The following is a 25,301-nucleotide window of genomic DNA, read 5'->3' as shown; positions in this document are numbered from 1 at the left end:
CGCTTAGAAGATCTTGTTGTTCGGCGTCGCGCTGGCAGCATGCTGGCGATTCTCCAGCAACTTGGAGGCGAAGTTGCCCAAAGGATGGGTGTCGAACGTGCACGACTCCTCCGTGGAGTGCATCGTGGTGCCCACGCCGGTGCTGGTCAGAAGCTCCAGCAGCAGCGAGTGCGGGGTGATGCCGTTGATGATGTGCGCGCGGAACACGCCCGAATCCAGCGCGTGGATGCACGACTTCAGCTTCGGGATCATGCCGGTGGACACGATGTTGTTCTCCACCATGTACTGCGCCTCGAACAGCGTGAGGTTCGAGATGAGCGAGTCCTTGTTCTCGAAGTTCTCGTACAGGCCGTCCACATCGGTGAGGAACACCACCTTGTGCGCGCCGATAGCGGCCGCGATGTGGCCCGCCACCATGTCGGCGTTCACGTTGTAGAAGCCGCCGTCCTCGCCCAGCGCCACCGACGCCACGACGGGGATGTAATCGCCGGCAACGAGGTCGTCCAGAAGCGGGCTGTTGATGCGCGTGATGCGGCCCACGCGTCCCAGCTCCGGGCTGGCCTGCTCGGCCACGATGACGCCCGCGTCGGCGCCGCTGACGCCCACGGCGAAGTTGCCGTGCTCGTTGAGGGCCTCCACCAGCTCCTGGTTCACCTTACCCATTAGCACGGTGCGCACGAGGTCCATGGCCTCGGGCGTGGTGACGCGCTGACCGTCCTTGAACTCCACGGGAAGCTGCAGGAAATCCATGGCCTCGGTGATGGCCTTGCCGCCGCCATGCACGATGACGGGATTCACGCCGACGATCTTCAGCAGCACGATGTCGTTCATCACGTCGGCGCGCAGCTGCTCGTCCACCATGGCCGAGCCGCCGTACTTGATGACGACGGTCTTGCCGGTGATGTTCTTGATCCAGGGAAGCGCTTCGACCAGCACCTCCGCCGCTTTGTTCGCTACGCCCTTCGGGCGGGTGTCCTTCGCGTACTTCATGAGCGATAGTCTCCGTTGATCGTGATGTACTCGTGTGTGAAATCGCATGTCCAAACCGTGGTCCTCGCCTCGCCTGCGCCGAGGTCGACGTCGATGACGATCTCGGGCTGCTCGAAACGGCGCAGCGCCTCGTCCTCGTCGAACGCTTGCGCAAGCCCGCCGCGGCACACCGGCAGACCCATGATGTCGATGGACGCATCCTCCTGGCGGAAGACCGCGCCCGACTTGCCGATGGCCGCCGCGATGCGGCCCCAGTTCGCGTCGCGGCCGCAGACGGCCGTCTTCACGAGCGGCGAGTTCGCCACGGCGCGCGCGGCCAGGTCGGCGTCGGTGTCGTTGGCAGCACCGGTCACATGCACGGTGACCAGGCGCGTGGCCCCTTCCCCGTCAGCCGCCATCATGCGGGCCAGCGTCTCGCACACCTCGACGAGCGCCGCCTGGAAGCGGGCGAAGGCCGGGCCGTCCGGATCGAACGCGCTTGCGCCCGCAGGTGCTGCGGCGCCGCTGGCGAAGAGGAAGCAGGAATCGTTCGTCGACGTGTCGGAATCCACCGTCACCTTGTTGAAGCTGCGATTCACGGCGTGCACGAGCGCCCTGTGCAAGGCGGGCGCGGACACCGGCGCGTCGGTGGTGAGGACGGCGATCATCGTGGCCATGTTCGGCATGATCATGCCCGAGCCCTTCGACATGCCGCCCACCGTGAACGTGCAGCCGTCGTAGCCGATGCCGTCGCCCGAGAACGTGACGGCGGCCTCCTTCGGACGCGTGTCGGTGGTCATGATGGCGCGCGCCGCATCCGCGCCACCGCCGGCAGACAGCAGCGACGCCGCCGCAGGCAGGCCGATCCCGAACGGCGCCAGGGGCAGCTGCACGCCGATGACGCCCGTGGACGCCACCAGCACCTCGGATGCGGGGCAGCCCACGGCATCGCCCGCGATGCGCGCCGTCTCGCGCGCGGCCTCCAAGCCGGGCTCGCCCGTTGCCGCGTTCGCATTGCCCGAGTTCACCACCACGGCGCGCGCCGTGCCGTAGGCGGGCTCGCCCGGCTGGTCGGCGCCCAGCTGCGCGCGCGATACGATGACCGGCGCCGAGCAGAACACGTTCTTGGTGAACACGGCCGCGCACGCGCAGGGTTCGTCGGCGACCACGAGCGCGAGGTCGAGGCGCTCGGGATCCTTACGGAAACCCGCGTGCACGCCGGACGCGCGGAACCCGCGCGCCGCCGTCACGCCGCCTTGGGCGGGATGCGTTGCAGCGATCGGTTGGTCGGTCATAGCGGCTTCTTTCTGTTGCGACTGGTGCGGCTGTAGCTTACTAGGACGATTCGCATCACACGGGTACGGAGATCGGTTCGAGCCCTCGAGCCTGGGGCAGGCCCAGCACGGCGTTCGCGCACTGCACGGCCTGGCTGGCCGCGCCCTTGCCCAGGTTGTCGATAGCGCCCACGGCCACCAGCATGCGCGCCGTCGCGTTGACGGCGATTCCCAGGTGCGCGTAGTTCGTGCCCGCCACCGACGAGGTCTTCGGCATGGTGCCGGCATCCAGCACGTGCACGAAGGGGTCGTCGGCGTAGAAGTCCCGGTACAGCTCCACGATCTCGCCCGCGTCGACGGGCGCGTCGGACGCGAGCGGCAGGTTCACGGTGGACAGCAGGCCGCGATTGAGCGGCGCGAGATGCGGCGTGAACACGAGGCGGCCTTCCAGGCCCAGGATCTGCTCGATCTCGGGCGTGTGGCGGTGCGTCGCCACGCCGTACGCTTCGAGGTTCTCGTCGGCGAAGCAGAAGTGCGTGCGCGTCGAGGCCTTCTTGCCCGCGCCCGTGACGCCGGAGATGGCGTCGACCACCACGACGCCGTTAGGCCGCACGAGCCCGGCACGGACGGCGGGCGCCGCCGCAAGCGACGTGGCCGTGGGATAGCAGCCCGCGCAGGCGACGAGCACGCCCTCGCCCGCTGCACGGGCGCCTGCGGCGCGCGCGAGGTCGTCCGGGAACAGCTCGGGCAGGCCGAAGGCAGCACGCTGCAGCAGGTCGGTGGCCGTATGCGGCGTGGCGTACCAGCGCTCGTAGACGGCAGGGTCCTTCAAGCGGAAGTCGGCCGACAGGTCGACCACCGTCGCACCGCGCGCGACCAGGCGCGGGGCCATGGCGAGCGCCGCGGTGTGCGGCACGGCCAGGAACACGAGGTCGCACGCGTCGAGCGCAGGGTCGTCGTGCGCGGTGAAGGCGAGGTCGGTGGCGCCGGTGAAGCCGGGATACTCCGCGACGACGGGCGTGCCCGCCAGCTCGTTGGACGTGACTACACGCAGATCGAGATCGGGATGGCGCAGCGCGAGCCTAATCAGCTCGATGCCGGCAAAACCGGCCGCTCCAACGATGCCTGTCGTGATCGCCATGTCGATCCCCTTCGTCTTCCGTCGTCCGATGCGCGGACGCGACGCTCAAGCCGTTGCGTCACCTACGATTTGTGCATATGCACAAAAATGAGGCGTTTTGAATGATGCATACCATCCTATGAAAGAAAGCAGCGTTTGACAAGATTCGAGCGCAAATTGGTACACGAGAATCAAACCGCCCGGACGAGGATCGAGCGCGGGGGCGAGTGGTGCGAGGGGGGTGTGGGATGCGCGGAGAGGTGCGGGGGTGCGGAGAGGTGCGGGAGGGGCGCACGTGAGGCATCGGGCGCGCGGACCAGCGCGCGAACGCGAGAGGCCGGGCGCGCGGGCCGACGCGCAAGCGCGATGCCCCCACACCGCGCCCGAACCGCGATTCTCTGCCCGGATTCTGGGTTCCCAAGCAACGCCGCCCCATTGCGCTACCGCACCATGGGCCTCGTGTCGAAAAAACCGTGCGCGCGCGGTAAAATCGAAGCGGTTTGGTAATCCCCTGCCTCCGCTTTCTTCGCGCACTGGTTTTCCGAGCTGGCAAAACGCGCGAAGACAAGAACCTTCGACCGTCGAGACGGCGACTCGAGCCCCTTCAGGGTTGCCAAACCGATCGATCTTTACCGCATGAGGCCGGATTTCGCCTCACAAGCCGCAACCGACTTCGCAGCCCGACTGCGCGCGACGCGACGTCGGTTGCGCATGCCTGGTAAGATCCAACCGATATGGCTATCCCAATTCGAGAATGCATTGACAGGAAGTTCGTACAACCTGCGGTTTGGCGATCTGAACGACGAACATGACGAGCCGGAGGTGGGAAAAGGCTCCCGTATCGGCTCGACCTTACCAAGATTTAGCTACGCACGCATCATCGCCCGAAAAACACGCTTTTCGGGCGATTTCCGTGTTTTTCGGGCGATGATGCGCCGGGCATGCGACGCGTCCATGTTCGAACGCGTCTCGAAAGGAGCGCTCCTCTTTAGGATGCTTTGTTGGGGGTGTGGCGATAGGTGCAGACGGTTTTCTCCAGCACGTGGACGGCTTCCTCGTCGGTGAGGGTGAGTGCGGCTTCCAGCTCGTCCAGTTTCTCGGCCACTTCGGTGTAGCTGATCTCCTGGCCGGTGGAGATGAGGATGGAGTGGTTGTCGGTGGGCAGCGTGCTCTCTTCGTCCATGAGCAGCTCCTCGTACATCTTCTCGCCCTCGCGCAGGCCCGTGAACACGATTTTGACGTCCACGTCGGGCGTGAGGCCCTGCAGCTGGATGAGGCCCTTCGCCAAGTCGACGATCTTCACCGGCTCGCCCATGTCGAGGATGAAGATCTCGCCGCCCTTCGCCATGCCGCCTGCTTGGATGACCAGGCGCGACGCCTCGGGGATGGTCATGAAGAAGCGCTCGATGTCGGGATGGGTGACGGTGAGGGGGCCTCCCGCGGCGATCTGGCGCTGGAACACGGGGATGACGCTGCCGTTGCTGCCCAGCACGTTGCCGAAGCGCACGGCGGAGAAAATGGTCTTCGACGTGCGCGCGTAGTACTGCATGACCATCTCGCCCATGCGCTTCGTGGCACCCATGACGCTGGTGGGGTTCACGGCCTTGTCGGTGGAGATGAAGATGAAGCGCGCAGCGCCGTAGGCGTCGGCAGCGCGCACCGCGTTGAGCGTCCCGAACACGTTGTTGTGCAACGCCTCGCGCGGGCACTGCTCCATAAGAGGCACGTGCTTGTGGGCGGCCGCATGGAACACGGCGCCGGGTCGGTACTTCGAGAACACCTCGTTCAGGCGCGCCTCGTCGCAGACATTGCCGATCTCTATGACGAGGTCGATGTCGTCGTATTCGGCCAGCAGCTCGTTGCGCAGCATGTAGGCGTCGTTCTCGTACATGTCGAAGATGACGATGCGGGCGGGCGCCACCTTGCACAGCTGGCGGCACAGCTCGCTGCCGATGGAGCCGCCGCCGCCCGTGACCAGCACGGTCTCGCCGGCGATGTAGCCCGACACCGCGCGCGTGTTGAGGATGATCTCCTCGCGGCCCAGAAGGTCGGCCACGTCCACGTCGCGCAGGCGCACGTCGCCGATCTCGTCGAGCGACAGCTCGCGCACGTTCGGCAGGGTGCGCAGCTTGCAGTCGGTCTTCGTGCATTCGCCGTAGATGCGCTTGCGCTCCTCGGGCGTGGAGGACGGGATGGCCACGACGATCTGGTCGATGTTGTGCTTGTCCACGAGGTCGACGATGTCGTTCGTGGAGCCGGCCACCTTCACGCCGTGGATGCGCGAACCGCGCTTGGTGGGGTCGTCGTCAGTGGCCACGATGGGGATGCCCGGCATGAGCGGGTCCTTCGAGGCCATGCGTCCGATTGCCAGCGAGCCCGTCTCCCCCGCGCCCACCACGAGCGTGCGCGGACGGTCGCACATGCGCTGCGTGGAGACGAGCGCGCGCCTTTTCTGGCGCATGACGCGGAAGATCAAACGGATGCCGCCCATGAAGAATATGAGCATGAAGCACGAGACGAAAAACACGCGGATGGGAAGCCGCACGTCGATGATCCATAAGAACACAGCTCCCACCAGGGTGGACAGCACCACGGCCAGCACGATCTGGATGGCTTCGTCGACGCTGGCGTATTCCCAGAGGTTGTTGTACAGGTGGAACAAGCCCAACACGGCCACGTTGATGAGCGCGAGGATGCCCAGCATGAAGTAGATCTCGTTGTTGACGAACACTTCGCCCTCAACGTCGGTGAGCAGCGATGCGAGCCAGTACGCGGCGTACGTCGCAACGATATCGAGCAGCAGCAGAATCGCTGTGCGTTTTGTGATATGAGCGTCCAAACCGGGCCTCGTCTTCGAGTAGGGCAGCGAAACGATATGGATTTGCCGACATGTCGCCATGCGCGGCGACCAAAGCGGTATTGTATACAAAGTAACGCACGATTGCACAGGACACGCGAAGTTCAGGAGCTTGCTACATGAATAAAACAGCCGCAGCCGGGCAGGGGCAGCCTGCACGCGAAAGCAACATCAACGCCATCGTCAGCTACTTCGAAAGCGGCATCAAAGCCTTCGGCGGCCCGGGTGAGCTGGGCATCGAGCTGGAGCAGATCATCGTGCACGACGATATGAGCCCCGTCTCGTACAGCGGCGAACACGGCGTGGCGTGGGTGCTGCGCCAGCTGGAGGCGGACTATCCTCGCACCACCACCGACGAGCACGGCGACCTTTTGGGAGTCGCCCGCCCGAGCGAGGCGGTCACCATCGAGCCCGCGGCGCAGATCGAGCTGTCCGCCGGCCCCTTCGCCGATCTCGCGACCGCGCGAGACACGTTCGAAGGGTTCGCGCAGCGCCTTTCCGACGTGCTGGAGCCCGCGGGAGAGAAGGCGCTGGCGATCGGCTACCATCCCTCCGCCACGGCGCGCTCGCTGGAGCTCATCCCGAAGCGCCGCTACCAGTTCATGAACCTCTATCTGGGCGAGCGCGACATCTACGGCCCCTGCATGATGCGCGGCAGCGCCTCGACGCAGGTGTCCATCGACTACACCAGCACGGCCGACTGCCTGCGCAAGCTGCGGCTGGCGTTCGCGCTGGTGCCGATGCTCTCGCTTATGTGCGACAACGCACCCGTGTTCGAAGGCAAGCCGCGCGAGCATCAGCTGGTGCGCACGGACATCTGGCAGCATGTGGACAACGATCGATGCGGCCTCGTGCCCGACGTGCTGGACCCCTCGTTCGACCTGCGCCGTTACGCTGAGTACATCCTGGACACCGTGGCCATCCTCATCCCCTGCCAGCAGCAGCGGTGGTGCTACTCCGACCGCACGTTCGGCGATATCTACGCCGCGCGCACGATGACGCGTGCCGAGGTGGAGCACGCGGTGTCCATGTTCTTCACCGACGTGCGCCTCAAGACCTACATCGAGATCCGCCCCGCCGACGCCATGCCCATCCCCTACGTCATCGCCTACGCGGCGCTGATCAAGGGGCTGTTCTACGCGCCGACGAGCCTCGACGCGATGGACGGGCTGTTCGCCGACGTGCGGCGCGACGACTACCTGGCGGCGCAGGACGCGCTCATGGAGAGCGGCTACGAAGCCGAGGTGTTCGGACGGCCCGTCGCCGAGCTGTGCGACCGCATCGTGAAGATCGCGCGCGACGGCCTTGCCGACGAGGAGCAGGGCTTCCTGGAGCCGCTCGCCGACCTCGTCGCGCGCCGCGTGACGCTGGCCGACCTCGCGGAACGGAGCGAACGGGCGTGAGCAACGAGGATCGCATGGTGAAGGTGGCCTACCGCGGCTACTTCGACGACGGTGCCACCTTCATCGATCAGACGAGGCAGCCCATCGAGTTCCCCTGCGCAGACGGATGGATGCCGCCCGCGTTCGTCGACGCGGTGCGCGACATGGCCGTGGGCGAAACGAAACGCGTCCGCGTTGGAGCCGACGAGGCGTACGAGAAGCGCACCGAAGAGCGCGTCATCGAAGTGGAGCGCGCGAAGATCCCGGCCGATATCAAGCTCGCCGTGGGCGACGTGATGAGCCTCGAACGGCCGGACGGGCAGACGTATCCGGCACGACTCGTGGAGCTGGACGAGGAGCGCGCCGTGTTCGACCTCAACCACGATGCCATCGCCAAGGCGCTGAACTTCGAGATCACGCTGCTCGACGTGCGCGATCTCCCGAAACGGTAGCACCGCGGGAGACTGGAGCTGGGGCGTGTTGTCATCCTGAGCGCAGCGGCGAAGGGAGCAGGGGCCTCGCAACCTCCTTCCAGGATGGCAGAAGGCTCGGTTACGGACTTGTGGCGACTTGGAGCAAGTTTCGCGCCGCGAACGGGAAAGCCGGAATGCCTCGGGTAGACTGATGGGCATTGCATTCTCTCGAAAGGAGCTCTTGATGAGCAACGAAGGCAAGAAGGTCAAGGTCCACTACACGGGCACCCTCGACGACGGCTCGAAGTTCGACTCCTCCGTCGATCGCGGCGAGCCCATCGAGTTCACCTGCATGGCCGGCCAGATGATCCCCGGGTTCGACTCCGCCGTGAAGGACATGGCGCAAGGCGACACGAAGAACGTGCACATCCCCGCCGCCGAGGCGTACGGCGAGCGCGACGAGGCCATGGTGCAGCAGGTTCCGGTCGACCAGATCCCGAACGGCGACCAGCTTCCCGTGGGCCAGACCGTGTACATGATGGGCCCGGGCGGCCAGCCCTTCCCCGTGTTCGTGCGCTCCATCGAAGACGGCATAGCCACCTTCGACATGAACCACGAGCTGGCGGGCAAGGACCTCAACTTCGAGATCACGCTCGTCGAGGTTGCCGACTAGCACGTCGACGGCATCGGCTTCGTTCGGGAACAGGCGCCTGCGGGCGCCTGTTCCCGTTCTCGCCCCGTTATCCTCCTCTCCGACGATCGCTTCAACGAGCCCCTGCCGCTCAGGCCTTGCCCAGACGGCGCGCCACGTCGAGCAGCAGCAGCCAAAGGGCTTTGCGGCTGTCGTCGTTGAGCTGCGCGACTCGCACGATCATGCTATCGCGGTAGTCGAGCTCGAAGCGGTCGGGCTCCACGAGCCCGAACCCCTCCGCCTGCCGGCGCCGCTCGTCGGACACGGTGCGCGGAGGCTCCGAGGGACGCTCGCCGGGCACGTCCTTCCCCACCAGACGGCGCGCCTTCTCCTCGGCACGGCGCGCGCAGACGCGCTCGTACTCGAACCCGAAGTACGTCATCTCCCAGAACGCTGCCGCCAGCACGAGGTAGCGCTCGCGGCAGCACCGGGAACCGCCCAGCCACACGCGGCTCGCAAGCGTCCGCTCCCACGGATCGAGCGTGTAGGGACGCGGCTGCGGCCCCTCGGCTTCCCCGGGCGGCGTCGCGGCATCGGAACGCTGGACGGCCCTGCGCGCGAGCGGCACGTCGTCGAGCGAGAGCAGCGCCGCGGACACGTGGCGCTCGATCAAGCCGCTGCGCGCGTGCAGCACGAACGACTCGTGCGGCAGCAGCAGGCTGCCCCGTGCGCCTTTCTTGTCGAGCGGCAGGCCCCGCATCGTGGCCAACGTGGCCGCCAACCGCTTCTCGGCCGCCCGCTTGCGCTTCGCCGGAAGCGCATCCCAATCGCCGGCCAGGACCGCATGCTCCTCGACGATGGCGCGGACGAGCAGCCGCTCGTCGCAGCAGCGCAACAGGGCCTGCAGCGAAGGAACCTGCTTGATGGAAAGCGCCTCGCGTTCCCAGGCGCTACCATCCGACATGACCGACCTCTTCCAGAAGCGCGAACGCTTCGGCGCACGGCATGACCACGGCGCATCGCAACGGGCGCGCGAGCATGCTTTCCTCTTCAACCTCCTCGTCGAACAGGGGAAACTCGGCCGAAACCCCCTCTCCCGGCCAATCAGACGCGAGGATGCGGCACAAAGGCAGCGCCTCGACGAGCACGAGCGTTTCAGGGTAGGAGCACGACGTTTGATTTCCGAATGCAGGCATAGCACGACACCTCGTTTACCGTGTTCCAGGGCGTGGGAGGATGCTCGATCCTGCAAGCGTGGTACGGATCGCGTGGAACACCGCGGTCATCTATGGGCTGCCCGTCCTTCGGGAGGCGTCGGGTTCAGCGCTTGCACTGGTTCTTTCGTTCGAGAACAGTATAGCATATGATACGAACATTTGTTTGTTAAATTATTCGAATAATCCCAGCAGATCGGACAGCTCGTCGCGCGAATGGATGTCGAGCTTGCGGTAGATATGGCGAATGTGCGTTTTGGCCGTGCCGTTCGCAATGAACAGCTCGCGCTCGATGGAGCCCACGGTCTTGCGCTGCGCCAGCAACAGCAGCACCTCTTCCTCGCGCGGCGACAGGCCGTACGAACGCGCCAGCTCCTGGCACCGGTTCGCCAGCTCTTGCTTCTTTACGATGGCCCGGTCGCCCGCCGTGCCATCCTCGCCCAGAAACGACACGCCCCAGCGGCTGGACAGCTCCTTTTCCGAGAAGAGGATCATCGTGGCTGCCACCACGAGGATGACCACGAGCCCGCTGACGACGGCATCCGATCCGGCCAGTCCGAACGACGGCGCGCCCAACAGCTGCTCGGTCTGGCGTCCGAACAGGGTAAACAACGCACGCACGCCGCGCTCGATGCCGAACAGCCACACGGCCGACATCCCGTAGCGATAGCACAGGTTAGCCATGATGAGCATGATGAGGATGGAGAACGCGGTGTAGGACGCACTCGTGCAGAAATCGGACGCGGCCTGCCCCAGGACGCCCACGTTCGGCAAGATGAGGAAAGCCGCCACCATGAGCGGCAACGCGATGCGGTAGATCACACCGAAGTCGAATTTGCCGCCGCGCGCTATGACGCCGACGAACACGATAGCGGCCACCGCCAGCGTGCCGAACGCCGAATGCGGGCCGAACGTCGACTGGTACATCGACGATTCCTTCAGCCCGTACGCGAACGCGTAGATGGCCATGAGCAGCACGATCTTCCAAGGGAACGAAAACTTCGACGGCTTGGCGCGCGGAAGCTCGCCGGAAGGCAACGAGCGGAACCCCGCCGCGCAGGCGGCAAGCGACACGACGGGCAGCACGAGCACGACGGCGCCGAGCCACGGTAACAGCAAGCCTCTGCACAAATAAATGAGGAGCGCCGCCACGATCATGGACGCCGAATAGTACAGCGCGACGCGAAACGGATTGAGACAGCCGTACAGTTCCGACCACAGCAGAATGACGAGCGCGATGCCAAACCCGCCCAACAGCACCGCCGGCACGGCAAGCGCATCCGCCGACCTCGGTATCCAGATGGACGCGAACATGCACAGCGTGGACACCGTAAGCGCAACGCCGGACACGGCGTACAACGAGCGCTTTCCGAACAGCGGGCCGATACGCTTGGCAAGGGCGGCGCACAAAAACATCGTGGCTATCATCACGAGATCGAACGCGTCGTGACCCGCGACAGCAGCTGCGGGGAACTCGACGAACGAGCCCACGAACACGATCTCGATCCACGCACGGTACACGCCCAGCCCGAGGAAGAACAGCGGGATGGACGGCAGCCACGGCAGCAATGGACCCGGCGCCCGTGCGCCCGCAACGGTGCCGTCCTCGCACGCGGGCGCGTCGGCCTTCCGCACGCCGACCGCTTCGTCGTCCGCGAAGCGAAGCTCCGCATCCTCCTGGGATCGATCGAGCGTCCCGGATCCGTTCGTTTCGTCGTTTTCCATAGCATCGAGCCGACGCGCTGCCCTCGTCGGCACCCCCTCCCCAGTGTTTCGATGGTTCACCATTCTAGCGAAACTATCGCCCTATGCCCAGGGAGCTCCGCACCTCGACCAGAGCCTCGATCCCTCATACTGCCTGCTCAACGATGGGATGATAGGCAAGGATGATGAAAATAATCCCCGTTTCCCGGCACGTGGACGAACGACAGGCGCGCGCCGCGGGGCTATGGTGCATCTCGAGGGATTCGCCCGAAAAAACTGGGCGAACGCGAAGGATCGACACGCTAGGAGGGCATCATGCACGAGCATAACAATGGAATCAGCAGGCGCGATCTGTTCAAATTTGGAGGCATCGCAGCAGCGGGCGTCGTGGGCGCCGGGGCACTGGCGTCATGCGCGCCGCAAGGGACGGGCTCCGCAGGCTCGGCCAGCACGACAAGCACGACCGACGAGACCACCACGGCTGCCGGGCACCTGCGCACCGGCATGCCCAGCTTCCTGACCGCGCCCGAGGCCATCACCGATGTCAAGGAGACAAAGGACTACGACGTGGTGGTCATCGGCGCCGGCGCATCGGGCGTGCCGGCCGCGCTGTCGGCCTTCGAGGCGGGCGCGAAGGTGGCGCTGCTTCAGAAGGAATCGCAGGCCATCGCGCAGGGCAACTCGGGCAGCGGCATCGACCTGGCCACCAGCAACCCGGCCGACATCGCCAACCTCGTATCGCAGCTGATCGCCGACAGCCAGCACCGTCCGAATCGCGAACTGGTAGAGCTGTGGGCGCAGAACTCCGGCGAGGCTGTGAAGTGGGTCATCGAGAAATCGCTCGAAGGCGGCGCACAGGTGATCGACCAGGGCAATCAACAGCATATGCCCCTCATCAACAAGAAGGGGTACGACATCAATTTCGTCACCTCGTTCTTCGGCCCCAAGCCCTACAACACCGGCGACGGCATGCGCGCGCTGGCCGCCACGGCCGAGAAGGAAGGCGTCGAGATCTTCTACTCCACCCCCGCCGAGCAGCTGGTCACGGGCGACGGCGGCAAAGTGACCGGCGTCATCGCGAAGGGCAAGGACGGACATGTGCAGTTCAACGCCTCGAAGGGCGTGATCGTGGCGTGCGGCGACTACCAGAACGACGAGGAGATGCTGCATTACTACCAGCCCGACATGACGAACTTCGAGCCCAAGCAGACGAACAAGACCGGCGACGGCCACAAGATGGTGGTGTGGGCAGGCGGCAAGATCGAGGACCTGGCGCACACGAAGATGCTGCACGACTTCGACGCGGGCCCGGCCTCCATGTGCGACATGCCGTTCCTGGCCGTGAAGATGGACGGAACGCGCTTCGTGAACGAGACCGTGGAGATGTCGCTTCTGAACTGCTACCTGCGCTCGAAGGAGGATTCGGGGCACTACTGCCAGGTGTTCGACAGCAACTACATGGAAGCGGCGGCCGAGTGGCCCGGCAAGCTGGTGGATCCCGAGGGCCTGAAAGTGTACATGCCCGAGGAGGACGTGGAGCGCGAGGGCGTGTTCGAGGGGCAGATCAACACGTTCAAGGCCGACACGCTTGAGGAGCTGGCCGACAAGCTGGAAATCGCCGATAAGGCCGCGTTCGTCGCCAGCGTGAAGCGCTACAACGAGTTGGCGGCAGCCGGCAAGGACGAGGACTTCGGCAAGCCGGCGAACTACCTGGTTCCCGTGGACACCCCGCCCTTCTACGGCATCCATCGCCACGTGCGCATGAGCGCCATCTGCTCGGGCGTGGACGTGAATGCGAAGCACGAGTGCCTCACGCCCGAAGGCGAGGTCATCGAGAACCTGTACGCCATCGGCAACTGTTCGGGCCACTTCTACGGCGGCATCGACTACCCGCTGACCGTGTTCGGCCTGTCGCTGGGCCGCTGCTACACCGAAGGATACGTCATCGGCCGCATGGTGGCCGAGAAGTAGCAGGTCGCGGGGGAGAGCCGACCCCCTCCCCGGCTCTCCCGCGACCGTCGGCGCCCCGAGAACGCGCCTCAGCGCGTGGAGCGCGTTTTCGGGGCAAAGATGCGGTTTCGAACGCTCGGCCTGCTTCATGTGAGCCGAGCGTTTCAGTGCGCGTCGTCGCTGGAAAGCCTCGCTTTCAACGGCAAAATCGAGGCTTTCAAGCGACGACGTCCTGGAAGGGGTCGGCACCTTCCAGGACGTTGGGACGTTCGGGCTGCCGCTTACCTGCGCTTGCGCAGGCGCATCGCGGCAAGGGCGATCGCCGCCGCGCAGGCTGCCGCCAGCATGCCCGCCAACGGCAACGCGACGGTCAGCGGGTCGCCCGTGGGCGCGAGCGCCTTGCCGCCGCTGTCTGGAAGCGGCGTAGGCGTCGGCGGGTTCGGCGTGGGCGGGTTCGGCGTGGGCGTGGGATCCGGCGGGGTCGGACTCGGCGGGTTGGGCGTCGGGCCGGGATCGGCGGGGGCCACGGTGAACGATGCGGAGGCCGCCCCGTCGGCGAACGTCGCCGTCAGCTCGTGCTTGCCCTCGGCGAGCTTGGCCAGGTAGTCGGGCGACAGCGTTACCGTCATACCCTCGTCTGAAACCGTGTAGTCAGTGCCCAGCGCGAGCTCAGCGCCGTCGACCGCCAGCGACAGGAACTTGTCGCGCGGCGCGTCGATGGCGAACGCCAGACCCGGCTGCCCCGGCTTCCACGTGCCGTCGGCGCCGGCGGTCACCTGGTAGGCCTTCATCGTCTGCGTGGTGAAGGACTCGCCGTACGCCCACGCCGACGCCAAAGCGTCGTCACCCTCGCCTAAGACCGCCTGCACGCGCCACTCGTAGGAGGCGCCCTGAACGAGACCGTCCAGTTCGCACGCAGGAACAGTCAGACCGGTAATCTCCGTCCATTCGGAGCTGCCGGCAACACGGTACGCCAGCGAGAACGCCGCGCCGTCCACATCGGCGGCCGCCCACGAAAGCGCGGCGTCCGTGAAGCCGACCTCGCCCACCGCAAGGCTGCTCGGCACGCTGGGAGTCACGCGCACGCGCGCCTGGTTGCTGACCACGACGACCGGCTCCGGTGCCGCGAACGTCTCGGCAACTTCGGCAACCTCAGGCGTTCCGGGCGCCTCGTTCGTCTCAGGCGCTTCATCCGCCTCGGTCACCGCAAGCGGCTCGTTCGTCTCGTTCGCCTCGGGAGCTTCGTTCATCCCCAGCGTTTCATTCGACGCGGCGACCTCGGCCACGTCGGCCACCTCAGGAGTCTCAGGAGTCTCAGCCGCCCCGGCGACTTCGGCCGCCCCGGCGCTCGGGGGCGCCTGCGTGGCCACGCAGCGCACGTAGCCGGTGGTGTTGGCATCAAGCTTCAAGATCCGACCCGTCGCATTGGGGATAGTCTCCCACGCGTCCTCGGGAGAACCGAGCGAGCGGTACTGCCATTCGTACGAGACATCATCGGCATCCCCGCGGTTCGTGAACGCCGCAAACTTCGCCTGTTCATCTGCCGCAACCGCCACGTCGGGCGGCCATATGCGCGCGACCTTGAGCGACCCGCCCGATTGCGTGACGAACCCACTGGCGGCCCACTTGCTCACCTGGCCGCCCTGTACGGCCTGCACCTGCCACTCGTAGGACGTGCCGGGCGCAAGACCCTCGATAGTGCAGGTCATGCTCGCAGGATCGATCTTTTCCGCAGGCACAGCAACCCAATCCAGATCCGTTGCACCCTCCTCGCGGTACCGGACGTTGAACGAATCGACCGTTCCCGGCCCCGCCCACGTCCACGCAAGCGTCGCCGTATCCCTCGTCGCCTCCCGCACGTCAAGGCCGCTCGGCGTTGCCGGCGAAAGCGCCAGCGTCACCTCGCTGCTCTCGATCGTCTTCGACTTGCCGCCCGGCGCCGTCGCCGTCACAACGCAGCGCAGGGAGTACTCGCCCGCCTCCAGGTTGGCGAGCGACAGATGGGTGCGCTCGCCCGTCTGGCCGGGCAGGTTCGTCCACGTGCCGGCCAGCTGAACCTGCCATTGGTACGCCAGCGACTGGCCCTCTCCGACTCCGGAAGCCTTGGCGAGGAAGTCGTCGACCAGCGCGCTGTCGCCCGCCACCGCATCCACGCGCTCGGGAGCAACGACCACGCTGCCAAGCATGCCGTCCGGCGACGTCGTGGTGAACGCAGGGCCATCGACCCACGCGGACGCCACGCCGTCGGCCGACACCGCGCACATGCGCCACTCGTACTTCGTGTTGGGAGCAAGGTCGGTAGCGGTGCAGGGCGATGCCGTAAGCTTCGGCACCGTGATCCATGCGTCCGCGCCAGCCGTCCGGTACAGCAGCGTGAAGGAGCCGCCGTCAGGCAGCGCGCCGCCCCATGTGAACGTCGCCGTCGTGTCGCCGATATCCTTCACTTCCAGGCCGGTCGGAACACCGGCAGGCTGCACGCGCACCGATGCCTCGTTGCTGGCCACCGGGGCGGAACCGTCGGCCGTGTACGTCACCTGGCAGCGCACGTAACCGCTCGTCTTGACGGGAAGCGTCACGCTACTGCCCGTTTCGTTCACGATCTTCGTCCACGCATGGGGATCGTTGAGATCGGAATCGAGCGCCCGCTTCTCCCACATATATGCAAGCTCGCCCTCGCCTACCATACCGTCGAGGTTCGTAGTGGCCTTCACCGTAGCCGACGCATTCGGCTCCACCGCCTGGTCGCTCGGGTCCACCAGCACCGATTCAAGCTTCAGGGCAGGATGCTCCGAGGCCGTGACGAACAGGTTCGCGAACGACGGAAGCGACTCCACGCCGTTCTGCACGGCCTGCACACGCCACTCGTAGACCGTCTCGGGCTTCAGGCCTTCAAGCACCAACTCGCGAGCATTGCCCGCAACCGTAGCGGTCGTCAACTCCCTCGCACCGCTTTCGCGATAAAGAACCTTGAACTCGTCGGCCTGCGACAAGCCGCCCTTTTCCCACGTCCAGGAAAGCTCAGCCCCGTCAGACGAGATGCCCGATGCCGCCAGGCCGGCAGGCGCGGCGGGCGCGAGCGTGCAGGCGACCTCGCTGCTATACACATTGTAAGCGTCACCCACGCTCACCTTACAACGATACCTACTCGTTCCGGCCGCAGTCGCGTCGTTTGCTACGATGCTCAGCGTTTCGCTTGTCGCGTCCGGCACAGATACCCAACTCGTGCCCTCCTTGCGCTCCCACTGGTACTTCTTCTCGCGGCTGTCGTTCGTTACGACGGTATTGGGCATGGCCGTGAACTCGAGGGTGCGGCCGTTGCCGATAACCGCCGCCGCCCTCATCGGCGTGGCGGCGACCTTCGGCGTGGTGAACCTCGGACCGTCCACCCACTCCGTATGGGGACCGCCCTTCCAACCTTCTATATTATCATTCAGCACGGTACGCACGCGCCATTCGTAAGTTGCATCCGGCTCCAGATAATTGGGAAGCAAGGTGTAGGAACCGTTCCCCCGATGGTATCCGGCCTTCCACGGCACCTCCACCCACTCGCTTGCGCCAACCTTACGATAGCTCAAGTCAAAGCCGAGCACCGTATCGGTCGTTTTACGCGAGTCGTCGCATTTCCAACGAAGCGTGATGCCGGGGTTGTCGCTAAAATTGCTGTATATCGATGTGGAAAGATCGTACGGCAGCTTAGGCTCAACGCGCACGCGCGCCGGATTGCTGTCCACCGGGTTGCCGGCCACGCCGTCGATGGTCTGCGTCACCTTGCAGCGCACGTAGCGGTTCGTGTCGACAGGAAGCGTTATCGTGTCCGCTGTTTCGTTCGCGATTGTCGTCCAAGTTGTCTTTTTATCGCGAGGATCGACCGTGAGTTCGCACTGCTCCCACGCGTACGCGAGGGTGCCAGGATCCACCTTGCCGTCCACGTTCGTGGTCGCCTTGAGCGTGACCGCCTCGGTCGCGCTTGCCAGATTGTCGGACGGCGTCACCTCCACCCAATCGAGGTTATCGCGCTCTTTCAGCGTGGTGTTGAACGTTTCGACCTCCGACCAAGGCGATGCCACGCCGTTCTGCACGGTCCGCACGCGCCATTGATAGGTGAGATCCTCGTCATCCAACGAGGACATCACGTACGCCATGCTCTCGTCGTAGTCGAACGTTACCGATTTCCACTCCACCGAAGCACCGTCTCCTGCAATCTTTCGATAGTTCAGCTCGAATTGCACCTCGTCCTGCTGACCGACGGCACCGTCCCACGCCCAGTGGAACGTGGCCTCAACATTCGTATGATTAGGATCATCAGGGTAAAGTCTATGGATATCGGAGACGGAAAGATCAGTCGGCGCGGCGGGCATCACCGTTACGACGGACTCGTTGCTGTCGAGCGTCTTCGTCTTGACGCCGCGCGTGGCCGTGACCTCGCAGCGATAGGTATGCGCGCCAACCGACAGGCCCTTCGCGGAAACCTGCAGCGCATCATCCGTCGCACCGTCCACCGGCACCCAATCGGAGCCATCAAGGCGCTGCCACTGGTAGGTCAGCTGCTCGTGGTCGCTATCGGCATCGGTTTTCGCCGTGAGCTCGATGGTGCGATTGGTGTCAACCATGACGCTCTTCGCGCTCGGCGTGACCTCGACCCTCGAGAACACGATCTCTTCCGGCAGGGTGGTGAACGGAGGACCTGTCACCCAGTCGCTGCACAACTGTTCGGCGCTGTCGCCGTAGGCGACGGAGCGCATGGCCCACTCGTACACCGTGCCCGGCTTCAAGTCGGTCAGCTGGAGGGCGTTCCCCGAATCTATCCTTGCGCTGATCCACTCGCTCGAGCCGACGGCGCGATACGTGAGGTCGAATGCAACGCCACTCGCGCCTTGAGTCCAGCTGATGGCAGCGGTCGTTTGATTCATGTTGCTGACCGTCAGGCCGCTCGGTGCTGCAGGCATGACGCGCACGCGCGCTTCATTGGTGCTGATCACCGACGTGTTGGACAGCGGCTGCGCAAACACGCTGGTAGGCGGCGCATACGTCACCGTGCAGCGCACATAGCCGACCGCGCCCTCACCAAGCTCTATCACGCGCGCCGTCTTGCCTTCGAGCGTCGTCCATGCATTGGGATCATCGGGATTCGAACCCAGATCCCGCTTCTCCCACTTGTAGGTCATGGTCGCGCCTGTACTCAGCATGTCGTCCACGTTCGTGTACGCCGTGAGCTTCGCCTTCTCGGTCGCGCTGGGCGTCTGGTCCACCGGACCCACCACCACACGCGTGAGCTGAGGGATCGGCGACAACGATTGCGTCACGAACAACGACGTGGCCGAGCATGCCGAAGGCTCGCTGTTGTCCATCACCTGCACGTACCACTCGTAGGTGGTGGCGGGCATGAGGCCGTTCAGCGTATACTTCGCTTCCGTCAGGTCGGCCGAGCTAGCCCATTCGGCGACTCCCGATGCGCGCCAGAACACGCGGTAGGACAGCCCGTCGACAAGGGAGCCCTCCCACGACAGATCCGCTGTGGCCGCCGTTATGTCCTGAGCCAGCAACGAGGTAGGGGGCTTCGCCGTCGTTCTGAAGCCGACCGGCTCGCTGGTTATGGTTTTCAGCGCATCGCCGCCCTTGCTGGCCGTCACGACGCAGCGGTACAGGCACGAGCGCGGTTTCGTATTCACCGTAGGCGCGTTGTACGTGGCGAACTTCGCAGCCGTGCCCGAGAATTCTTCGATATCCTTCCACTCATCACCGGTCGCGCTCTCCTGCCACAGATACGACAGCGTCTCGTCGGTTTCCACGCCGTCCAAGTTCGTCATCGCCGTGTACACGATGTTTCCGGGGGTACCCGCCACAGCCTCGCCCCAGCGCGGCGTCACCGACACCGTGGCCAGCGCGCTGGGCTCTTCGAGCGTGGTGAACGTATCGGCCTGAGCCCACTCGGACTGCAGCTCATCGCGCACCACGGCCTGGACGCGCCAGGAATACACCGTGTTCGCCTTCAAGCCCTCCACGTCGCACGACGTGCTGGATCCCACGTTGTCCACAGTTATCCAGTCGTTCTCGCTCGGCTTAGGGCCTTCCGCATACTGCACCTGGTACGTGACGGGACGCACGTCGTTGCTCGCCCAGCTCAGATGCACCGAGACGATGTCCGGCTCGGCCGCAAGCTGCACGGGCTGCGCCACGGGAACACTCGTCAGCAGCAAGCCGGTGGAGCTGGTCACGCTCTTCTGGTCGATGCCCACTACCTTGCCGTTTTCGCCGATCGTCGTTCTCGTGGATGTCACGATGCAGCGATAGCCGTCAACCGACCCGCCCTCGGGCGCCGTGACGGAAAGTTCCTTCTTCGCACCGTCTTCGCCTTCCACGTCGACCCACGCCTCGCCGAACGCGTTGCGCTGCCAACGGTACTCCAGCTGCTCCGGCAACATGCCGTCCACGTTCGTTGTCACCTTGAACGTCACCGTTTCGCCGGGTTCCACCAGCTCCTTGTCCGGGGACACCGTGGCCGTCTCGAGCCCGCTCGCAAGCGGCGTGGTGAAGGACGTTCCTACTTGGCTGCCCGAAGCAATGAACCCTCCCTGCGGCGCGGCGTCTATCAAGACAGAATACTCCGAGTTGGGCTCCAGCCCATCAAGCTGACATGCGCCTTCCGCGGCGTCGTCGGGAATGGTGACAACCATGGAGCGCTCGGGTTCTACAACGTCTTTCCCATTGAACTTCACACGCGAATACCGCACCACGAAACGACGCACTTCGCCGTTTGCCTTCCAGGTAACCTCACCCGTGGTGGGGCTGGTCGCCCGCGACTTCAAATCCGTCGGCTTAACGGGAGTCACGGCTAGGTAAGCCGCTGCACTGGCAGCGCTCACCGTCTGGCCGCTGTTGCTATTCGTCGCCACGCAGCGGAATGCACCCACCTGCTCCGCGCCCACGCCCTTCACCGTGAGCGTCGTCACGCCGGTGGCCGGGTCGGTGGCGATGGCGTACTTGTCGCCCGGCTCGACAGCGGTGAACTCCTGCTCGCTCACGCCCTTGTGCTGCCAGGCGTACGAGATCGCACCGCCGTCGCCCACGCCGGCCTGCGCCGTGAACGTCGCATCCTTGCCGGCCTCCACCTGCACCGACTTCGGAACCTGCGAGAACACGGGCGCGTCGATGGTGGGCGTCGGCAGCGTCGTCACGTCTGGCGCGGCCACGAAGTCGCTGGTCACGCCATGCGCGAACGCGGCGACGCTCACCCGGTAGGCCGTGTCCGGTTCAAGGTTCGGCACTTCGTAGCGCAGCTTGCCGGTATCGTCCGGCGTCAGGCTGCTCGCAGCCGCCGAGTACGTCGTCGCGCTCACCGGATTGCCGTCGGCATCCAGCTTCGCGCACTTGATCTGATACCCCTCGGCATCCGCAACCGGCATCCACGAAACCGGGATGCTCGCAGGCGTCGGCGCGTCGCACGTGACATCCGTCGGCGCGGGCGGCGCGATGGCCACCGTCACGACGTTCGATCCTCCCGTTACCGACTCGTCGGGCGAACTCGCCTTCACGCCCAGCTTCCACTGACGCCCGTAATCGGCGGAGGTCACCGTATGGCTCAGGGTTGCCGTGTGGGATTGGCCGTCGCCCTTATACCTAACCTTTTCGCCCTCGGGCTGCCAATCCTTGTCGCCCTCGCGCCAGGAGTACCACTGCACCTCGACATCGCCATTCGGGAATTTCCCGCTCTCCGGCGTGTACACGGCCGAAAGCTTAAGCTCGTCGCCCAGGTCGGCCTCGCTGACGTTGGCCGCAGCCGTCCAGGTGCCCACCCTGGGGGTGGGCAGCGTCTTGATCCGCTCGCCGTCATTGTATTGCGCTGTGGCGATAGTGCTTTTCGCCTTGCGGGAATCGGCGGTGCTCACGTACAGGCCGTCATAGGAAATAGAACCGCCCAGATCGTCGATCGTCGCCTCATAGTGCGTCTTGCCCTCTTCCGCCCGAACGATTCGCTTGTGGCCGGCCAGGTCCACCTCGTATTCGCGCGTGAAGCCCTCCGCAGGCGCGTCCCAGGAAACCGTCACGCTGTGCGACCCGATATCCTTCACGTCCAGGTTCTGCGGCTTGGTGGTGTTGTGGACGACGGGAAGGGTCGCCGATGTCCTCATGGTTTCCGAAATGCCGTACGTCGGGTTGCCCTCGTCGTCAAGGTTCATCACGATGGCTTGCACCCACACCCACTGCGCTTCCCTCGGATCCCACGGCTGATCGGGGCTCTCGAAGTCCTCCGGGAACCTCACCTCGTCGGTTTCGGTCGTGACGAAGTCGTAGAACGCCGTGTCGACGTACTTCTCTTTGCTGAGCATCCACGTGTACTGGACGACATGCTTGCCGTCGTTGTAGTCCGCCCAGTCATAGTCCACGCTGATGGTAGAACTCTTATGGTCGCCAGGAAGGTAGCACATGGCGTATTCGTTCTCCCACGAGATTCCCACCTTGCCGCTGGTAGCGAAATCCTGCTTCGCGGACGAGCCCTTCAGGCCGTCCGTGTCGGCGCGCACGTATACGCGGTGCTCTTGCTGGGTGTGCTGCGGGTCGAGCGTGACTTCATAGGTGTTCCCATACACCCGGTTGCGGTCAACCTCTACCCAGTTGTCCGAGTCCTCTTTGCGCTCGATGTTCACATAGTAGCCCTCGGTCGGGACCGTGCGCCCTGAAGCGTCTTTCCACTCCCACTCAGCCTTCACATGCGTGTCGTTCGTCACCTCGACGTTCGTTATCTCCGGCTCGGGAACGGTCACGTTCAGCTCTTTATACGACTTTTCGCTTATCGTGTCGACGGCCGCCGGCGGCGTGGACAGCTTCACCCGGAAGTACGCCCCGTTCAGCTTCGCCTCGGCGTTCAGCGTAGCGTACGCGCGCGCTTCTTTGCGATCGCTTTTCCACGCAACGCCGCGAATCGGGTTGCCCTGCTCGTCTTTGGCGAACAGCTCGTCGGGCACGTCGATCCAACCGCTCTTGCCTACGTAATACTGCCACTGGGCAAACACCTGGCGGTCGTCGGGCTGCGCATGCTGGTACTTCACGTTCGAGGCCAGGTTGAACGGGGCGTTGACGTTCACGTTGCTGTCGGAGGAGGGCCAGTGGAGCACTACACCGTTTTCCACCACAGGCTCCTCCGTCACCAGCACTCTTCCGATCTCGGCCGGGATGCTGTCAGCGTAGGGCACCGTGAACGGAACGCGGTACGGCTCGCTTTCGCCCTTGTAGCCGGAACCGTCGATGTTGGAATGGTAAAACCGGCGGGACACGCACAGCGTGTAGGTTTGCCCCTCTTTCAAATGCTGGTATTTCAGCGTGCCGGAAAGCTCGTTGTCCAGGTACATATCGTCTCCGGGAGAGGTGTTGCTGGGGCCGCCTTCTATCCACACCCGGTGCCTGAACTCACCCGTCTTGTCGCCCACCAGCGTCTGGAGGGAATCGTTCGTTATCTTGAATTTGACGTCGTAGGACTCTGTGTCCATAACCTCGTCTCTTGCGCTGTCATCGTTGAAGATGGTGTACTCGCTCAGCGCGATGGACGTCACCTTCGCTTCCGACTGCGGGACGCCCATCACGATGTTCGCGGAACCGGTGTAGAGCGTGCCCATCGTGTTGCCGTTCTCGTAATACTCTATCTTGATGCGGTAGTCCCCTTCGGCTTGCTTAGAGGACTCAAGGTCGAAAAAGAACTGGTTCGGGGCGGCGGAGAGGCGCAGGTTCTCGACGTTTTTGTATTCGCTCTTCCGGTCCTTCCGGTACTGCAGCTGCGCCCAATAGCCGTACGAAGGGCTCGTCGAGTAGGTGGTATAGAAATCGAAGGAAGCCTCATGGCTTACGCCTTCGGCAACGGCGGGAACCGTGCAGTTCTCGGGCTGACGGGTTATCTCGAACGGCAGGCTTGCCTCGGCCCACTGCGCGTACAGCGTGACGGTGTAGTTTTCGTCGTCTCGGTAATCGTACAGGTTATCGGAGCTTTCGCTGATCCATTCCGCCTTCGGGTCGTTTCCGTCCTTCATGGTCGCCCAGCCAAGAAATGCGCGAGTGTCGTTTTTGTCCTTGGGATTGACGCAGGTGGCCGTGGGCAGCGCGCCCACCGGCTCGTCCTTCACGACGGTCTTCTTCCCGTTTTCCGGATTCATGGAGCAGCTGTATCCGGTTCCGTCGGGCCTGTTCAAGTCGAACTCCACGGTAGCCACGGAGGGCTCGTAGTAAGCGTACAGCGTGACGTCCCCGCCGTAGATGCGCTGGCCCGGGTCGCTGGCATCAGAGGACTTGAACTCCCGGGGCGGGTTGCTCCAGAAACCGCCCTCGTCGGGCGGATCGGGCGTCCAGTAGGCAAACCTGTAGCCTTCGATCTTGGAGGAGAACGTCTTCAGAGACGTGGTCTCGTTCCACTCAACGGACTCTTCAAAGGTGTAGCCGTCCGTGGGGTCTATGAACGTTACCGTGACATTCTTGCCCTCGCCGACGCCCGAAAGCTTCTTGGAGCCGGTGTACATGTCGTCGTTCAAGTAATCCGTGGCGTAACCGCGGCTGAATTCACCCGAAGAAATCAAAGTGCCGTTGCGTGTGGTATCGCTGACGGAGCCCCACGGCGCGCTTTCCGTCACGGTCAGCGACTCCCTGATCTGCGTGGACACGGCATGGCCGAACAGGCCGGCGGCGTACTGCGTCGTTGTGGCGTTGGGCTGAACGGAGCCCTTGTTGTAGCAGGAGTGAACGTAAACCCAGCTATTGTAGCGAGTGTCCAGGTATCCCACCAGGCCGCCGGTATAGCCGATGCCGCTGAAGCTGTAGATGCTTCCCCGGTTGTAGCTGGTCCCCAAACCGAACCCGACGCCCTCGGTGAAAGACAGGTAGCCCACCAGGCCGCCGGCGGAACCGCCGAGCTTGTCGTTCGAGCCGTTATCGCTTTTCCCGTCGTGTCCGAACCTGCTTTTGAACGAGCCGCCCATCGACTTGACCAGGCCGTCGTTCGTGCAGTACTTCACGCGGCCCTTACGGTCCGTGTCGCCCAACTGCACGATGCTGCCCGCAATGCCGCCGGCATGCCCCTCCGCGGACATGATCTCGCCGAAGTTCGCGCAGCGCTCGATGACGATGCTACCGGTTCCGTTGTCGAAGAACGAGCCGATGAGGCCGCCGGACGCCTGGTCGCCCCATACGGACGCTTGGTTCGTGCAATCCTCTATCTTGAGCTGGCGGTCTTTGGAGGTGTCGCCCTCGGCGCCGATAGTCTCGAACAGCGTGGCTGCGGAATCGCCGCGATCCACATTCGCATGCTTCGTCGAGCCGACGAAATGGAGGTCTTTGACTTTCGTGGTGCCCGTGCCGCCGGGCTGGCCGCCGGTTGCGAACAGGGCGCCGTGTTCGCCGCTGGTGAGCTGGAGCTCGATCGCGTGGCCGTTGCCGTCGAGTTCCGCCGCCTGCAGGTCGGGGTGATTCATCTCGTCGATGACGTCGTCGGTGACGGCGCCGCCGTGCACCGTGCCGTCGGGACCAGGAGCGACGAGGTGGTCCATAAGGCGCGCGTGCTGCTGGCGCTCTTGAACCTCGCCCATGGCGTTCAGCCTGTCGCACCATGCGATGAGGTCGTCCGTGGTGTAGATGAGCACGGGGTCGTCGGCCGTGCCGGTGCCCTTCAGCTGGTCGGCCGCGTAGGCGGGCGCCGGGGCTGCAATTCCGGTCAACGCGAGTAACGCGGCGAGCATGCCCGTCGTCAGCAGCGCCGCGAACGCCGCCCGCCTGCCTCCGTGCTCGCGCTTCAACACTTGACCCATACCG

12 protein-coding genes are annotated in these 25,301 nt (G+C 64.6%); 4 read left to right on the top strand and 8 right to left on the bottom strand.

Features of this window, described 5'->3' with window-relative positions; translation table 11 throughout:
- Positions 1-3 precede the first annotated feature (3 nt).
- The 4 genes from argB to GT613_RS11345 all read right to left on the bottom strand — a co-directional run bounded on the left by argB (position 4) and on the right by GT613_RS11345 (position 6,202).
- Positions 4-990, bottom strand: a complete 987-nt coding sequence (gene argB / locus GT613_RS11360; RefSeq protein ID WP_009305043.1) for an acetylglutamate kinase — start codon at positions 988-990, stop codon at positions 4-6.
- The gene (argJ, locus tag GT613_RS11355; protein ID WP_009608719.1) at positions 987-2,264 is read right to left on the bottom strand and encodes a bifunctional glutamate N-acetyltransferase/amino-acid acetyltransferase ArgJ; all 1,278 of its coding nucleotides are present in this window, start codon (positions 2,262-2,264) and stop codon (positions 987-989) included. Before argJ ends, argB begins: the two co-directional genes overlap by 4 nt.
- A 55-nt stretch (positions 2,265-2,319) precedes the next feature.
- The gene (gene argC / locus GT613_RS11350; protein WP_009608759.1) at positions 2,320-3,384 is read right to left on the bottom strand and encodes an N-acetyl-gamma-glutamyl-phosphate reductase; all 1,065 of its coding nucleotides are present in this window, start codon (positions 3,382-3,384) and stop codon (positions 2,320-2,322) included.
- A 967-nt stretch (positions 3,385-4,351) separates the two neighbouring features.
- Positions 4,352-6,202, bottom strand: a complete 1,851-nt coding sequence (locus GT613_RS11345) for a nucleoside-diphosphate sugar epimerase/dehydratase (protein ID WP_009608723.1) — start codon at positions 6,200-6,202, stop codon at positions 4,352-4,354.
- A gap of 137 nt (positions 6,203-6,339) precedes the next feature.
- On the opposite strand from GT613_RS11345, the gene GT613_RS11340 reads away from it, so the two are divergent.
- The 3 genes from GT613_RS11340 to GT613_RS15780 all read left to right on the top strand — a co-directional run bounded on the left by GT613_RS11340 (position 6,340) and on the right by GT613_RS15780 (position 8,688).
- The gene (locus tag GT613_RS11340) at positions 6,340-7,623 is read left to right on the top strand and encodes a glutamate-cysteine ligase family protein (protein WP_009608737.1); all 1,284 of its coding nucleotides are present in this window, start codon (positions 6,340-6,342) and stop codon (positions 7,621-7,623) included.
- Positions 7,620-8,054 carry a peptidylprolyl isomerase gene (locus GT613_RS11335; RefSeq protein WP_009608716.1) on the top strand — a complete coding sequence of 145 codons (435 nt, stop codon included), beginning with the start codon at positions 7,620-7,622 and terminating at the stop codon, positions 8,052-8,054. The genes GT613_RS11340 and GT613_RS11335 overlap by 4 nt, the downstream gene beginning before the upstream one ends.
- A gap of 205 nt (positions 8,055-8,259) precedes the next feature.
- Complete coding sequence (locus tag GT613_RS15780; RefSeq protein WP_009305051.1) at positions 8,260-8,688, top strand: peptidylprolyl isomerase; 429 nt, start codon at positions 8,260-8,262, stop codon at positions 8,686-8,688.
- A 109-nt stretch (positions 8,689-8,797) separates the two neighbouring features.
- Here the strand turns inward: GT613_RS15780 and GT613_RS11325 are convergent, their stop codons facing one another.
- From GT613_RS11325 to GT613_RS11315, 3 genes are all read right to left on the bottom strand, one after another.
- A complete protein-coding gene (locus GT613_RS11325) occupies positions 8,798-9,610 on the bottom strand; it encodes a hypothetical protein (protein ID WP_009608745.1) in 813 nt (270 codons plus the stop codon).
- Entirely contained in the window at positions 9,597-9,842 is a 246-nt protein-coding gene (locus GT613_RS11320) for a hypothetical protein (RefSeq protein ID WP_009608764.1), read from the bottom strand. The genes GT613_RS11325 and GT613_RS11320 overlap by 14 nt, the downstream gene beginning before the upstream one ends.
- A gap of 192 nt (positions 9,843-10,034) precedes the next feature.
- Positions 10,035-11,585, bottom strand: a complete 1,551-nt coding sequence (locus tag GT613_RS11315; protein WP_035577212.1) for a helix-turn-helix transcriptional regulator — start codon at positions 11,583-11,585, stop codon at positions 10,035-10,037.
- 294 nt (positions 11,586-11,879) lie between these two features.
- On the opposite strand from GT613_RS11315, the gene GT613_RS11310 reads away from it, so the two are divergent.
- Positions 11,880-13,535 carry an FAD-dependent oxidoreductase gene (locus tag GT613_RS11310; protein WP_009608760.1) on the top strand — a complete coding sequence of 552 codons (1,656 nt, stop codon included), beginning with the start codon at positions 11,880-11,882 and terminating at the stop codon, positions 13,533-13,535.
- Between the two features lie 260 nt (positions 13,536-13,795).
- Here the strand turns inward: GT613_RS11310 and GT613_RS11305 are convergent, their stop codons facing one another.
- The gene (locus GT613_RS11305; RefSeq protein WP_009608731.1) at positions 13,796-25,297 is read right to left on the bottom strand and encodes a fibronectin type III domain-containing protein; all 11,502 of its coding nucleotides are present in this window, start codon (positions 25,295-25,297) and stop codon (positions 13,796-13,798) included.
- Between the last annotated feature and the right edge of the window lie 4 nt (positions 25,298-25,301).

The organism is Eggerthella sp. BIOML-A4 (assembly GCF_009875575.1).
Classification (GTDB): domain Bacteria; phylum Actinomycetota; class Coriobacteriia; order Coriobacteriales; family Eggerthellaceae; genus Eggerthella; species Eggerthella lenta.
Note: the sequence above shows the minus strand (reverse complement) of the source record. Positions and strands in the feature narration are given on the sequence as shown.